This is a genomic window from Anaerobacillus sp. ABA4_114 (genome assembly GCF_056159065.1).
Genome location: NZ_JBSWUM010000001.1, coordinates 1,346,409 through 1,360,490 on the forward strand (window position 1 = coordinate 1,346,409; position 14,082 = coordinate 1,360,490).

Annotated in this window: 14 protein-coding genes; 10 read left to right on the forward strand and 4 right to left on the reverse strand. The window is 42.2% G+C overall.

Features of this window, described 5'->3' with window-relative positions; all coding sequences use genetic code 11:
• Positions 1-5 precede the first annotated feature (5 nt).
• The 6 genes from ACXAEY_RS06600 to pheA all read left to right on the forward strand — a co-directional run bounded on the left by ACXAEY_RS06600 (position 6) and on the right by pheA (position 4,048).
• Positions 6-338, forward strand: a complete 333-nt coding sequence (locus ACXAEY_RS06600; RefSeq protein ID WP_270179443.1) for a ribosomal-processing cysteine protease Prp — start codon at positions 6-8, stop codon at positions 336-338.
• 13 nt (positions 339-351) lie between these two features.
• Positions 352-642 carry a 50S ribosomal protein L27 gene (gene rpmA / locus ACXAEY_RS06605; RefSeq protein WP_224878597.1) on the forward strand — a complete coding sequence of 97 codons (291 nt, stop codon included), beginning with the start codon at positions 352-354 and terminating at the stop codon, positions 640-642.
• A 180-nt stretch (positions 643-822) separates the two neighbouring features.
• Positions 823-1,356, forward strand: coding sequence for a Spo0B C-terminal domain-containing protein (locus tag ACXAEY_RS06610; RefSeq protein WP_270179442.1), 534 nt, complete (start codon positions 823-825; stop codon positions 1,354-1,356).
• 9 nt (positions 1,357-1,365) lie between these two features.
• Positions 1,366-2,649 carry a GTPase ObgE gene (gene obgE, locus ACXAEY_RS06615; protein WP_270179441.1) on the forward strand — a complete coding sequence of 428 codons (1,284 nt, stop codon included), beginning with the start codon at positions 1,366-1,368 and terminating at the stop codon, positions 2,647-2,649.
• A gap of 76 nt (positions 2,650-2,725) precedes the next feature.
• Complete coding sequence (locus tag ACXAEY_RS06620) at positions 2,726-3,175, forward strand: ACT domain-containing protein (protein WP_270179440.1); 450 nt, start codon at positions 2,726-2,728, stop codon at positions 3,173-3,175.
• Positions 3,176-3,184: 9 nt separating this feature from the next.
• Positions 3,185-4,048 carry a prephenate dehydratase gene (gene pheA, locus ACXAEY_RS06625; protein ID WP_474810940.1) on the forward strand — a complete coding sequence of 288 codons (864 nt, stop codon included), beginning with the start codon at positions 3,185-3,187 and terminating at the stop codon, positions 4,046-4,048.
• A gap of 73 nt (positions 4,049-4,121) precedes the next feature.
• On the opposite strand, the gene ppdK is transcribed toward pheA, so the two are convergent.
• Positions 4,122-6,788: a pyruvate, phosphate dikinase gene (ppdK, locus tag ACXAEY_RS06630; protein ID WP_474810942.1), complete on the reverse strand. Its 2,667-nt coding sequence runs from the start codon at positions 6,786-6,788 to the stop codon at positions 4,122-4,124.
• Entirely contained in the window at positions 6,788-7,606 is an 819-nt protein-coding gene (locus ACXAEY_RS06635) for a pyruvate, water dikinase regulatory protein (protein WP_474810944.1), read from the reverse strand. Before ACXAEY_RS06635 ends, ppdK begins: the two co-directional genes overlap by 1 nt.
• 336 nt (positions 7,607-7,942) lie before the next feature.
• On the opposite strand from ACXAEY_RS06635, the gene ACXAEY_RS06640 reads away from it, so the two are divergent.
• A complete protein-coding gene (locus ACXAEY_RS06640; RefSeq protein ID WP_474810946.1) occupies positions 7,943-9,175 on the forward strand; it encodes a threonine synthase in 1,233 nt (410 codons plus the stop codon).
• A 3-nt stretch (positions 9,176-9,178) separates the two neighbouring features.
• Here the strand turns inward: ACXAEY_RS06640 and ACXAEY_RS06645 are convergent, their stop codons facing one another.
• Together ACXAEY_RS06645 and ACXAEY_RS06650 are read right to left on the reverse strand one after the other, a co-directional pair.
• Positions 9,179-9,694 (reverse strand): CBO0543 family protein, encoded by a 516-nt coding sequence (locus tag ACXAEY_RS06645; protein ID WP_270179435.1) that lies wholly within the window; start codon positions 9,692-9,694, stop codon positions 9,179-9,181.
• A gap of 200 nt (positions 9,695-9,894) precedes the next feature.
• A complete protein-coding gene (locus ACXAEY_RS06650) occupies positions 9,895-10,434 on the reverse strand; it encodes a 3H domain-containing protein (RefSeq protein WP_474810948.1) in 540 nt (179 codons plus the stop codon).
• Between the two features lie 261 nt (positions 10,435-10,695).
• On the opposite strand from ACXAEY_RS06650, the gene safA reads away from it, so the two are divergent.
• The 3 genes from safA to ACXAEY_RS06665 all read left to right on the forward strand — a co-directional run bounded on the left by safA (position 10,696) and on the right by ACXAEY_RS06665 (position 14,075).
• Complete coding sequence (gene safA / locus ACXAEY_RS06655) at positions 10,696-12,492, forward strand: SafA/ExsA family spore coat assembly protein (RefSeq protein WP_474810950.1); 1,797 nt, start codon at positions 10,696-10,698, stop codon at positions 12,490-12,492.
• Between the two features lie 181 nt (positions 12,493-12,673).
• Positions 12,674-13,372, forward strand: coding sequence for a hypothetical protein (locus tag ACXAEY_RS06660; RefSeq protein WP_474810952.1), 699 nt, complete (start codon positions 12,674-12,676; stop codon positions 13,370-13,372).
• 76 nt (positions 13,373-13,448) lie between these two features.
• A complete protein-coding gene (locus ACXAEY_RS06665; protein ID WP_474810954.1) occupies positions 13,449-14,075 on the forward strand; it encodes a YhcN/YlaJ family sporulation lipoprotein in 627 nt (208 codons plus the stop codon).
• Positions 14,076-14,082: the final 7 nt, after the last annotated feature.

The following is a 14,082-nucleotide window of genomic DNA, read 5'->3' on the forward strand; positions in this document are numbered from 1 at the left end:
CTGACATGATTCGTTTCAAAGTGAAACGCGATTCTCATGACAGAATCATTTCATTTTCTCTCTCTGGACATGCAGATGCTGGACCACATGGTTATGATATTGTGTGTGCTGGCGTATCTGCTGTAACGTTCGGGGCGGTTAATGCAATTGAATCCCTTTGTGATGTAGAACTCATAATTGACATGGAAGATGAAGGGGGCTATCTCAGTTGTACAGTTCCTGCTCGTTTAGAGCAGCGTACAGATGAGAATGTTCAACTTCTTCTTCGAGGAATGGAAGTTTCTATTTCCTCAATTGCCGAAGAATACGGTAATCATATTCAAATCACTCACACATAGGAGGTGGGACATTATGTTGAAAATGAACCTTCAGTTTTTCGCATCCAAAAAAGGTGTAGGTAGTACGAAGAACGGTCGTGACTCAATCTCCAAGCGTCTTGGAGCTAAGAGCGCAGATGGCCAAATCGTATCCGGTGGCTCTATCCTTTTCCGTCAGCGTGGAACTAAGATTTATCCTGGTACAAACGTTGGCCGCGGTGGAGACGACACTCTATACGCGAAAATCGATGGCGTTGTTAAGTTTGAGCGCCTTGGACGTGACCGTAAACAAGTAAGTGTATATCCAGTTGCGAAAGAAGCGTAAGCAGCTAAGAAAAACTCTAACCGTTCGGTTAGAGTTTTTTGATACGATAGACTTTAATAACGAACAGTCGAGTGACGATGCACGATGAAAAACAACTAGGGATCGATTTCTTTTGAAAACAATATGAAATGCAATTATTGTTATAATGAAGGAAATGGATAGAGTATTGGGAGTGCAAATATGTCTAAAAATTGGAATACCTTTGAAGTACTGCGCCATTCTCGACATGATTGGTTGAATCGTCTGCAGTTAATCAAAGGGAACCTGGCCCTCGATCACATAGACCGAGCTAAGGAAATTATCGAAGAGATTATTATCCAGTCAAGACAAGAAGCAAAATTATCGAATTTAAATGCCCCAAAACTTACAGAATATATACTGACGTTTAACTGGTGTAACCATTTATTTCAGTTGGATTTTGAAGTCATCGGGGATGAATACGATATATCTAGCTATGAAACAGAACTGATTGAATTAGTTGCTCGGTGTACAGAAGCGATCGAAGGACAGGTGACCTATCCTGCAGATCATCACTTACTGTTGACGCTTCAGCTGTATCATGAAGAAATTCATCTAGTTTTTGATTTTCAAGGTGAGTATGCTAATTCACAAAAGCTCAAAGATGAATTCGAGAATTTTGAAATCAAAAGTGCTCATCTGACTCGATTTGAACACTCAGAAAATGAGCTTGTAAGCACGTTTTTGATTAAATGAGGTGAAAGAATGTTTGTAGATCAGGTCAAAATATTTGTAAAAGCTGGCGATGGCGGAAACGGCATGGTAGCTTTTCGTAGAGAGAAATATGTACCAGACGGTGGACCTGCCGGAGGAGATGGAGGAAAAGGCGCAAGCGTCATCTTCGAAGTTGAGGAAGGTCTCCGTACTCTGATGGACTTCCGTTATAACCGTCACTTTAAGGCAAAGACTGGTGAACATGGTCGTTCGAAGAACCAGCATGGCCGTGGTGCTGAAGATATGGTCGTTAAAGTTCCACCTGGAACGGTCGTTTCCTATGCAGATACTGGTGAACGAATTGCTGACTTAACTGAGCACGGTCAACGCGCTACAATTGCAAGAGGTGGTCGTGGAGGCAGAGGAAATACAAGGTTCGCTTCTCCATCAAATCCTGCTCCAGAGCTATCAGAGAATGGAGAGCCGGGAGAAGAGAGAGAAGTTACTCTTGAATTGAAGGTCCTCGCAGACGTTGGTTTAGTAGGATTCCCAAGTGTAGGGAAATCGACGTTATTATCAGTTGTTTCCGCAGCAAAACCGAAAATCGCTGCTTATCATTTTACAACGATCGCACCGAACCTAGGTGTTGTCGATACGAAAGATGGACGTAGTTTTGTAATGGCTGATCTTCCTGGACTTATTGAAGGTGCACATGAAGGTGTTGGCTTAGGACATCAGTTCCTAAGACACATCGAGCGTACGCGCGTTATCGTTCATGTCATCGATATGTCAGGGATGGAAGGCAGAGATCCATTCGAAGATTATGAAAAAATTAACGAGGAACTAAAACAGTATAAGATGCGTCTTATGGAACGTCCTCAGATTATCGTTGCGAACAAAATGGACTTGCCTGATTCTGAAGAGAATCTGAAGATCTTTAAAGAGAAGCTTCAAGAAGACTATCCGATCTATCCGATCTCAGCAGTTACAAGACAGGGGTTACAAGAACTCCTATTTGAAATTGCAGATAAGCTAGAAACGACGCCTGAATTCCCGCTCGACGAGGAGAAGGAAGAAGAAAGCAGAGTCGTTTACCGTCATGAGAAAGAAGCGCCTGATTTCTATATAACGCGTGATGACGACGGTACATTTATTGTGAACGGTCCTCGTATTGAACGACTCTTCAAGATGACAGACTTTGATCGTGAAGACAACGTTCGCAGATTTGCTCAACAAATGCGTAGCTTGGGCATTGATGAGGCATTGCGTGAACGAGGAGCGGAAGATGGAGACGCTGTTCGGATCCTTGAGTTTGAATTTGAGTTTGTAGATTGATCTAAGCAGAAGACTGTCCAAGTGGGCGGTCTTTTTTGCAAATCTACTTGTGATTAGGAGAGAGGTGAAAGAAGTAATGAGTAATGGCGAGAAAAACTTTTTCTTAGTACGTGAAGACGTCTTATCCGATTCCATGCTAAAAACACTTAAGGCTAAGCTGCTGCTCGAAAGTGGCGCTGCAGATTCTGTTAGAGAAGCGATCGATCAAGTAGGGGTGAGCCGAAGTGCTTTTTATAAATATCGGGATACGATCCTTCCATTCCATACGATGATCATCGAACAGATCTTCACGCTCTCGATTCACCTAGAAGATCGCTCAGGAGCTCTATCTAACGTTTTGAGCACCGTTGCATCACTTGGGTGCAATATCCTTACAATCAACCAGACGATACCTCTTCAAGGATACGCGACAGTTATCTTAACGATGGAAATAGGAGAATCAGACTTGCAATTGAATAGCTTAATCGATAGAATCAAACAGATTGAAGCTGTGAACAATGCAGAAATTATTGGCTCAGGAGCATAGGGGGAAGACATGAAAAGTCAATCGAAAATTGGTTTTTTAGGTCCTGAGGGGACCTTTACTGAAATCGCTGCTAAAACTTTGTTCGAAAAAGAAGATAGAATACCGTTTCCTACGATCAAGACTTGTCTTGAAGCGGTTGAAGAAGGTCGTATCGATTATGGAGTCGTGCCATTAGAAAACACGATTGAAGGCTCCGTCAATATGACCCTCGATCTACTGTCTCAACAAGTTTCACTTCCTATAGTAGGAGAGCTTGTACTACCGATTCGTCAGCATTTACTCGTCTTACCAGAACTAGAGAATTTGAGTGATATCAAGACGGTTCAATCCCATCCTCACGCCATTGCTCAATGTCATCATTTTCTTCAACACGCACTTCCTGAAGTTGAATTGAAGAATGTTGCTTCCACGAGTGCAGCGGCTGAGTTTGTAAGGGATTCAGGTGATACTCGTGAAGCTGCCATCGGAAATGATCTTGCTGCCGAAAAATACGGATTAAAGATAGCGAGGTCGAACATTCACGATACAGAAGATAATGATACTCGTTTTTTAGTCGTACATAAAACACCTGAACCATTACCGAGGACGTCCCTTTTTAGAGAAGATCGGGTCACGTATAAGATTATTCTGCCGTCCGATTATCCAGGTGCTCTTCATCAAGTGCTTTCTGCATTCGCATGGAGAAACCTCAACTTAACGAAAATTGAGTCCCGTCCGATGAAAACGGGCCTTGGGAACTACTTCTTCATTATCGATGTCGAAAGACCGAACAAAGAAATCTTGTTAAAAGGCGTAATGGAAGAGATTAAGGCATTAGGAATCGGAATCTCAGTGCTAGGTGAATATCCTTGTTTTGTAGTCAATGGGAAATAAAAAGGCAAGAGGGGAGCCCCTCTTGCCTTTTGTTTTTCTTAAGATTTCGGTGAAGTTTTCAATACTGTACTAGTTAATTGTATTGAAGACTCTTATTATTCTCCTTGCGGATGGTAGCCTGTGCGGCCGCAAGCCTTGCGGAAGGAACGCGGAAAGGTGAGCAGCTTACATAATCCAATCCCTTTTGGAAACAGAAATCGATCGACTCCTTTTCTCCGCCATGTTCTCCGCAAATTCCCGTTTTTAAAGTAGGTTTTGTTTTCCTTCCTAGTTTGACACCGTTTTCTACTAATTTTCCAACGCCGTCCTTGTCTAGTGAGACGAACGGATTTTTAGGGAGGATGTCGCTTTCCACATAATGTTGGAGAAACTTGCCTTCTGCATCATCTCGACTAAAACCATAGGTTGTTTGTGTGAGGTCATTCGTTCCGAAAGAGAAAAAGTCAGCTTCTTCTGCAACCTGGTCGGCTGTTAGTGCAGCACGAGGGGTTTCGATCATCGTGCCAACAAGATAGTTAAATTCTTGACCTGTTTCTTCCTGCAGCTTATTCCCAATCGTGACCACGAGCTGACGCATCTCTTTTAGTTCGTTCACATGGCTCACTAGTGGAATCATGATTTCAGGTTTCACACTTATTCCCTTTTTTATCACGTTTGCCATCGCGTTAAAAATAGCGATAACTTGCATTTCATAGATTTCAGGGTGGATCATTCCTAAACGACAACCACGATGTCCTAACATCGGGTTAGATTCCTCCAATACTTTCACTTTTCGGAGGAGATTTTGTTTCTCTCGTAACTCGTTTGAGTCTGGATCCGTAAGTTGTAGCTTAGTCACCGCAACAAGAAGCTCTTCTTTGTCTGGTAAAAACTCATGCAGCGGTGGGTCTAATAACCGTACTGTAATGGGGTGGCCCTGCATCGTTTCAAAAATTCCTTCGAAATCCTCTTGCTGCATAGGGAGGAGCTTTTCAAGTGCTTCCTTCCGTTCCTCAGTTGTTTCAGAGAGAATCATACTTCTTACAGTAGGAATGCGTGAAGCATCCATGAACATGTGCTCTGTACGGCAAAGTCCAATGCCTTTCGCTCCAAAATCGAGTGCTTTCTTTGCATCGATTGGATTATCTGCATTCGCTCGTACTTCCATATTTGCTTCTTCATCGGCCCAACGAAGCAGTAATAGGAAATCGTCAGATAGCTCAGGTTCGATCATCGGAATTTCACCGAGAAAGATGTGACCTGTTGAGCCATCGATCGTAATGGTATCTCCTTCATGAACGGTTGTGGAGCCTACCATAAATTGCTTCGCCTCAAGATTTATTTTTAATGAATCACATCCGCATATACAGGCTTTTCCCATCCCTCGAGCTACGACAGCTGCATGGCTCGTCATGCCACCTCTGCTCGTAACAGTAGCTTGAGCAGCCACGATTCCATGAATATCATCAGGTGTCGTTTCAGGACGAACGAGGATGACTCTTTCTTTATTCTTTGATCGAACCTCAGCTTCATCCGCATCAAAAACGACGATTCCTGTGGCTGCGCCTGGGGAAGCAGGCAAGCCGGTCGTTAACTGGCTACTCTTATGGTTAGGATCGAGGCGGTGGTGCAGAAGCTGACTTAGCTGTTCAGGATCGACACGTAACAGTGCTGTCCGTTGATCCATAATCTTTTCCTTTACCATTTCTACAGCAATTCGAATCGCTGCTTGAGCAGTTCTTTTTCCTGTTCGCGTTTGAAGGATAAATAGTTTTCCACGTTCAACAGTAAACTCAATGTCCTGCATATCTTTGTAGTGATCTTCTAATAGGTTGCACGTATCTACCAATTGCTTAAACACATCAGGCATTTCATCTTTTAGGGTGGAGATCGGGCGTGGAGTACGGATCCCTGCAACGACATCCTCGCCTTGCGCATTGATTAAATATTCTCCATAAAGCTTTGACTCTCCAGTGGATGGGTTGCGGGTAAAAGCAACGCCAGTTCCAGAATCTTCTCCCATATTTCCAAATACCATGCTTTGAATATTAACAGCTGTCCCAAGATGACCCGGTATGTCGTGGAGGCGGCGATAAAGGACTGCACGCTGATTGTTCCATGAATCAAACACGGCATCGATCGTAAGGAAAAGTTGGTCCTTTGGATCTTCAGGAAAGCTTCTGTTCGCTTGTTGACGTACAATTGTTTTGAATTCTTCGATCACTACTTTCCAATCTTCGGCTGTTAGTTCCGTATCAGATTGGTATTCTTGTTTTTCTCTAAAGTCTTCTAGCAGATGCTCAAAATGGTAGTGATCAACATCTAGCACGACGTTGCTGAACATTTGAATAAAGCGACGGTAAGAATCATAAGCGAAACGAGGATTATTTGTAAGTTCTGCCATGCCTCTTACTGTATCATCGTTCATTCCGAGATTGAGTACAGTGTCCATCATCCCTGGCATCGAATGAACAGCTCCTGATCGTACCGATACGAGGAGAGGATTGATCGGATTCCCAAATTGTTTATCAGTCTTGTTTTCAAGTGTTTTTAATGCTTCTAATACTTGTGATTTGACTTTAGGAGAAATCGTTTGTTCGGCATCATAGTAGGCTCTGCAAGCGGCAGTAGATATTGTAAAACCGTACGGTACGGGCAATCCGATACGCGTCATCTCTGCTAAATTTGCTCCCTTACCGCCGAGTAGTTCCTTGCCGCCATTTTTGGAATGATCAAATAAGAATACAAATTTGTTGTCCATTATTTAAAGCTCTCCCTTTTATTAATGATGGATAAGATAATATCAGCTGTCTCTTCAATCGCTTTATTAGAAACATCGATCACTGGACATCCTATTCGTTTCATAATGTTTTCAGCGCTTGTCATTTCATCGAAGATTCGATCGAGTGATGCATAGTTGGCTGAGTTTGTTAAACCAAGACTTTTTAATCGTTCTTTTCTGATCTCATATAGTTTCTCAGGTGAAATCATCAACCCGATGCATTTCTTTCTTGGTACATTAAATAATTCTTGAGGAGGAGGAACTTCTGGAATGAGCGGTATATTCGCTACCTTATATTGCTTGTTGGCTAAGTACATTGAAAGTGGGGTCTTCGATGTTCTAGACACCCCTACTAACACGATGTCTGCATGCTTTAGTCCCCAAACTTCCTGACCATCATCGTATTTTACAGCAAACTCAATCGCTTCCACTCGCTTAAAATAGTCCTCGTCTAGCTTCCGCATTTGTCCAGGTTGACGACGTGGCTCTATATTAAATTTCTTTGTGAAGGCGTCTAACAAAGGTTGCATCAAATCAACAACGACCACTTCTTCTTGATGTGCTTTTGCGTCTAGATGGTGCTTTAAATCCTCTAAAACGATCGTGTAAGCGATGATGGAATTACTGTACTTGGACGCAGTAATAACATTGTTAATGTCCTGTGTGTTCTCTACATAAGAAAAGTGTTTAATATTGACTTCTCGGCCAAAAAATTGGCTAGCTACAGCTTTCACCATTATATCGGCGGTTTCACCTACGGAATCAGATACAACATAGACCGTTTCCTTATTCGTCACTATCAATCTCCTTATCTCTTAGAATTTAAATTCGTATGGACTAGAGTTCTATGTATAGAAAATAACAAACTAATGTGTCACTATATAATTATAAAAGATTTAAATATAGTGTAATAATTATTATATAGTATAACACTATTAATAGTTTTGTGTATCCTAAAAGTCAATTGGTTTTCAATAATATTTAATGTTCAATCATTTATGCGTAATAAATATAGGGGCTAATATATTTCCTTATAAAAAATTTGTTCAATAGAACTGTAAAAATCGTTCTGTTATACTTGGTTATACTACTTATGTTCAGAAAATTCAAATAAAATTACTGGAGGATAATCGATGAAATACAGTTTTGTTTCTCATTTGTACTGTCCAAAGTGTGGTAAGAACTATGACACAGAGGATCAAAATCAGCTATGTAAATGCGGATCGCCGTTACTTGTTGCGTATCATATGGAAGAGCTTAAGAAAGTGTTGCGTCCTGAGCACCTTAATGAACGTCGCCCTGATTTATGGCGTTATCATGAGCTACTTCCTGTCAAAAGGGAGGAGAACGTCGTATCACTAGGTGAAGGCATGACTCCTATCATTAAGATGGATGTCATAGGAAAAGACATGAACATTCCAAATCTTTATATGAAAGATGAAGGCCTTGTGCCAACCGGTTCGTTCAAGGCAAGGGGGGCAGCGGTGGGTGTCTCAAAAGCAAAAGAAGTGGGTGTGACGGAGCTTGCGATGCCAACGAACGGAAATGCTGGGGCAGCCTGGTCGCTTTACTGTGCAAGAGCAGGTATTTCATCTACGATCGTCATGCCAGTTAACGCGCCGGAAGTAACAAAAAAGGAGTGCCTTGCGGCGGGTGCGAACCTTTTTCTTGTCGATGGACTAATCGGTGATGCTGGGAAAATCGTTGCAAACGCTGTGAAAGAGTATGGAATGTTCGATGCTTCAACCCTTAAGGAGCCGTATCGGATAGAAGGGAAAAAAACGATGGGGCTCGAGATTGCTGAGCAGTTTCATTGGGAAGTGCCGGATGTCATTCTTTATCCTACAGGTGGCGGTGTGGGGTTGATCGGTATATACAAGGCGCTTAGGGAGTTGCAAGAGCTAGGGTGGATCGATGAAATGAAAATGCCGAGACTCGTCGCTGTTCAAAGCGAAGGGTGTGCTCCAATCGTGAAAGCCTGGGAGGAAGGACAATCTTATGCAGAACCGTGGCAGGATGCCTCAACGATAGCCTTTGGAATTAACGTTGCGAAAGCGCTAGGAGATTTTCTAATTCTTGATGCGATTAGACAGACGGAAGGGTGTGCGATATCGGTTAGTGAAGATTCTATCATGAGTGAGTTGAGGACGGTTTCATCTTTTGAGGGCGCATTCGTATGTCCTGAAGGTGCGGCGGCGTTCGCAGCAGCGAGAGCCCTTCGTGAGCAAAATTGGATTAAGGAGAATGACAAGGTTGTCATACTGAATACAGGAGCTGGAATTAAATATCCTAATACGATTCAAGGAGATAGTAATGTGTTGCATCCAGAAGAGGCCTTAGTAATGGACAAGGATGTATCTCGTTAAAAGCTATCTCATTTTTACAAGCGGCACTTCAAAAATCATACATAACATTGCGATAAAAACGAAGGAAAGCACCCAAGTGAAGATCGGGTGACGCTGGTGCAGCGGGATAAAGGTAAACGTCGTCACGTTAAACAAAATCGACCACCATAATGACCAATCGTTATTGTATACAATATAATCTACCTGTAGAACGATCGCTTCAAGACCTGAGAAGATGCCCACCCACACGAGAAAACGGATCAATCGCTTTTTGAAGGAAGTTGGGTAGTTTGTTAAATAAATTAGGACGACAACAGGAAACTGAGTGAAAATGATCCAGAAATCAAGAAGTGTGTGATTAGGAAAAACACCCGTCACATCTTCCCACTCCCATGTCGGGTACTCGTATGTAATGACGTTATAAAGCACCGCATTGATGACCATATAAAGCATTGTTGGGTAGTACCGCTGCCAGTTCTTCCAGTCTCCGTAGCGGATGGAAGCTAGAAGAAAGAGTGCCGAAACAAAAATTGATATCATGATCTTCGCCTCTTAAACTCGTCGTTGCTTTTAGTATGCTCGAAAATAGAATCGATAGTAAATTATTTACAAATAAGCTTCGTGCAAAAGAGGCTGATCATCGGATAGGTATTTAAGGATTTGGAGTATTACGATTTGTATTGAAATAGCTCGGGGCACCCTTCTACAACAGGGTGCCCCTCATAAAAATATTTTTGCTCTTACTCCAAAAGGAAACCCTTTTTACGCAATGCGTTACAAACAGCTTCAATTTGTGCTTCGGAATTTGCTTCGATCGTGTGAAGGTGGATACCTGAAGTTAGTTCAGAAAGTAAAGAAGCATTTGTAGCAGATAATCTTGCCATGAATTGATCAGCCTCAAGTCGATTGCTTACAAACAGTGAAGCCTGTAAATCCCCATATAAAGGGTGTTCAACCGTTACGTCCTTAACCGTACCGCCATTATCTACGATTGTATAGAGTTCTTCTTTCGTTTCTTCATGAGAATGTTTGCATGCTACAATACGTTTTGTTCGTTCGTTTTGTTTATTGTTTTCAAACATCACATAGCCTTGTGATGTTGCTATGATCGGTTCATTTCTAGCTTTTAAAAGGGATATATCTTGAACGATTACTTGACGACTCACATTTGTCTTTTGTGATAAGTCGCTCCCAGTAAGCGGTCGATCAGCCTCTTGTAACCACTTTTTAATCAGTGAGCGCCTATCTTCTCCTAATATCTTTTCTCCATCTTTTGGCAAAACGAATACCCCTTTCTATCTAGTTCACCTTTATTATAGCTTCCACCATCATTAACTTGAATAAAAAATTGATGATACTATTATAGATAACTTATTTCGAAGAGGAAAGTGCTTATTTTTTTATACACGATACATATGAAAAGCCCTCACGGCATATTTATGTCATGACCTATGCCTAAAAAAAGGTAGCAATCTGCCTAGTAGTGCATACACTGTACTGAATTTCAATGTACTGACTTTGTACAGGAGGGAGTTTTCATTTTGAAAATACATGTCGTTCAAAAAGGCGATACGTTATGGAAGATCGCTAAGAAATACGGCGTAAATTTTGAAGAGCTAAAAGCTGTAAATACGCAGCTGAACAATCCTGATATGATTATGCCAGGTATGAAAATTAAAATACCTTCAGGAACAGTTCCTGTTAAAAAGAAAGAAATGCAAATGAAGAAAAAAGAGATGTTCAAGAAGAAAGAAGCACCTAAACAGGTGAAACCAAAAGAAAAACCATCTATTAATATGCCGATCAATAATGAATTAAATATGGGTCTTAATATGAATATCATGCCTGAGAAAGAAAAACCTAAACAAGTAAAGCCTGAAATGAAGAAACCGGAAGCGAAAAAACCAGAAGCGAAAAAGCCTGCAGCAAAGCCTGAGAAAAAAGCAAATGAAAAGGCAGCAAAGGGAAAAGCTGAGAACTTATTTTATCCAATGAGTGACGAAGAAGTGTTGAGTGAATTTGAATCTTCCTCAGGAATGGGGATGCCTGCACCTCCAAATGCCAACCTCGGAAATGTAGCAGGTGCTCAAAAGGGTAATGGAGGCTATCCAGGATCCGTAGCCGGAGCACAAATGGGGCAAGGGAACCAGGGCTATCCGAATTCAGTGGCAGGAGCGTATATGAATCATGGAAATCAAGGTTATCCGGGATCCGTAGCCGGAGCACAAATGGGGCAAGGGAACCAGGGCTATCCGAATTCAGTGGCTGGCGCATATATGAATCACGGAAATCAAGGTTATCCGGGATCCGTAGCCGGAACACAAATGGGTCATGGAAACGAAGGTTATCCAGGATCTGTGGCAGGAGCGTATATGAATCACGGGAATCAAGGTTATCCGGGAAATGTAGCCGGAGCACAGATGGGTCATGGAAACCAGGGTTATCCAGGATCAGTGGCAGGAGCGCATATGAATCACGGGAATCAAGGCTATCCAGGGTCCGTAGCTGGAGCTCAAAAAGGGAACTATTATGACGACATGGAAAGTGATGGTTCAGACGTAGCCGGGGCATATGAGGGCAATAACGGTTACCCAGGCTCAGTTGCTGGCGCATACCAAGGGAATAATGGGTATCCAGTAGCCGGAGCGCATATGGGCAATAATGGCTATCCAGGCTCTGTAGCAGGAGCGCATTCACCTAATCAGCAATTGGCAGGAGCTTATGGAAACAACGGTTACCCTGGTTCTGTAGCTGGTGCGCATATGGGTAGCAATAAAGAAAATTACTCCGGAGACATGGAAAGTAGTAACGGAATGGATGTAGCAGGAGCTTATGGAAACAATGGCTATCCAGGCTCAGTAGGAGGTGCTTACGGAAACAACGGTTATCCTGGAGCGGTAGCTGGTGCACACCAAGGTCCGAATGCGAATATGCCTGGTTATCCTTCCGTAGCGGGAGCACAGATGGGGAACCAGGGCTATCCAGGATCTGTTGCAGGGGCGTATAACTCTGGCAATCACCAATATCCAGGAGCAGTAGCTGGGGCGCAATCTCCATATGCTAATAAAGCGAATGAAGAATATCCAGAAGCAGTTATGGGCGCACAAGGAGGATATCCTAATCAAAACGTAGCTGGAATGATGTCCCCTTATCCAAATCAACCGATGGTTTCCCCTTATCAACAGCATGACTGTGGGTGTGGATCTCAGGTTTCTCCATACCAGCAAATGCCTTACGCAAACCCTTACTATGGGAACGCGAACATGGTGCAAGGAGCAAACAAAGCACCCATGATGGATTATATGGATATGGAAAGTAGCTATGCTGAGTCACGATAATCATCACGAGGAGCGTATCCTGCAAGGGATACGTCCTTTTTTTCATTCGATAACCTGTGTTAATTCAAATGTTTGCCGTGGTATAACTCATAATGGAAAGAATGTCTTCATAAAAGGAGCTAAAAGATATCAAACTGTATTGAAGCAGGTTTTGCTTTCACAAAAGTGTCCATTTTCGTTTATGAAAATTGTTCCTTTTGAGGATGGTGAATGGATAAAAGCTAGCGAAGGTCTCTTTTGGATTTGTACGTTAGCTGAAGATGGAAGCGCCCTTGATTACTCAAGAGTTGAAGAAAGAAAGCTTGCTGTTGAAAAGCTAAATCACTTTCACAAGGAATCATATGGTTTAAGAGGAGACGGTTTATTTCTCGTTTCATTGAAGAGAAAATGGATGAACAGATTGATGAAGTTTGAAGAAAGTGTACAAGGTGAAAATAAACTGATTAAGCTCTATACGAACATTGGGCGTCACGTTCTTGAAGAAATGGATGACGAATTGACTTACTTTGAGAATAAGGCGTTTGAAGAGGGTTGTATCGTTCATGGAGATCCTGCACATCATAATTTTATCTATAACCGAACGAAATTGATGCTGATCGACGGTGACCTCGTATCATACGCACCAAGAGAATACGATTACTTACAATTGATGATTAGAATGCTTCCTTTTAGCGAGTGGTCTCTTGATGAGTGGTTTTCTTATAACATCCCTAGTATCGAAAATATCTTGAACAACCCAACTTTTACAAAACTCCTTGCTTTTCCTGCAGATTTTTATCGTGAGTGGCTTAGCGATCCTGAAGGAAGAGATGAACTTATACGAAAGACACACGTTGAATATGATAAGAGATATCCAGCTATGCTACGCCTTTTGAGTTAGTCCCTTTCTTGCCAAGACATAACAGATTAATTTGGAACACCTCCTGCCATGCTAATAATGAAAGGAGGTATTTCAAATGAAAAAAACAGTAGTGACACTCTCCACATTGATGCTTGCTGGAGGTCTAATAGGGTGTACAGCAGATAACGAAGCTATGGACACACGTTATAACGATTCGGGTCGACCAATCGGTTATTATACGAGTGAAGATAATAATAACGATTATCGTGAAGGTGCATTTACTGACATGATCGACAGAGATTATGCCAATGGTGTAAAAGCTCCCGATGAGAAGCAGATCGATAAGCGTAATGGTTTGAATGGTCCTGGGTACATGCGAAACGGCGAGGATTATTCTGGTTATGATAACAACCTTTCACAGCGACTCGCAGATCGCATCGAGAAGCTTAAAACTGTCGAAGATGCGCGTGTCATCGTGTATGGAGATCAAATCATGATCGGTGTTGAAACGAACAGAGACGACCGAGAAGCTGTTAAAGATCAAGTTCGTAGTGAAGTAGCAAAGCTCGCGAAACAAAAGAATGTCTCGATCTCGACTGATAATGACGTTGTCAAAAGAATGGGCCGTGTTGATGATCGCCTCGAAAATGGTGACGGGTTCGAAGAAGTTCAAGCAGACGTTAACGGCATTTTAAATGACATTTCGAGTGCAGTTCAACGTCCGTTTCAAAACAATAGATAATATAAGA

Coding starts and splice junctions, on each gene's coding strand:
- ACXAEY_RS06600 (WP_270179443.1), top strand. CDS start 6: ATGATTCGTTTCAAAGTGAAACGCGATTCTCATGACAGAATCATTTCA.
- rpmA (WP_224878597.1), top strand. CDS start 352: ATGTTGAAAATGAACCTTCAGTTTTTCGCATCCAAAAAAGGTGTAGGT.
- ACXAEY_RS06610 (WP_270179442.1), top strand. CDS start 823: ATGTCTAAAAATTGGAATACCTTTGAAGTACTGCGCCATTCTCGACAT.
- obgE (WP_270179441.1), top strand. CDS start 1,366: ATGTTTGTAGATCAGGTCAAAATATTTGTAAAAGCTGGCGATGGCGGA.
- ACXAEY_RS06620 (WP_270179440.1), top strand. CDS start 2,726: ATGAGTAATGGCGAGAAAAACTTTTTCTTAGTACGTGAAGACGTCTTA.
- pheA (WP_474810940.1), top strand. CDS start 3,185: ATGAAAAGTCAATCGAAAATTGGTTTTTTAGGTCCTGAGGGGACCTTT.
- ppdK (WP_474810942.1), bottom strand. CDS start 6,788: ATGGACAACAAATTTGTATTCTTATTTGATCATTCCAAAAATGGCGGC.
- ACXAEY_RS06640 (WP_474810946.1), top strand. CDS start 7,943: ATGAAATACAGTTTTGTTTCTCATTTGTACTGTCCAAAGTGTGGTAAG.
- ACXAEY_RS06645 (WP_270179435.1), bottom strand. CDS start 9,694: ATGATATCAATTTTTGTTTCGGCACTCTTTCTTCTAGCTTCCATCCGC.
- ACXAEY_RS06660 (WP_474810952.1), top strand. CDS start 12,674: ATGAAAATTGTTCCTTTTGAGGATGGTGAATGGATAAAAGCTAGCGAA.
- ACXAEY_RS06665 (WP_474810954.1), top strand. CDS start 13,449: ATGAAAAAAACAGTAGTGACACTCTCCACATTGATGCTTGCTGGAGGT.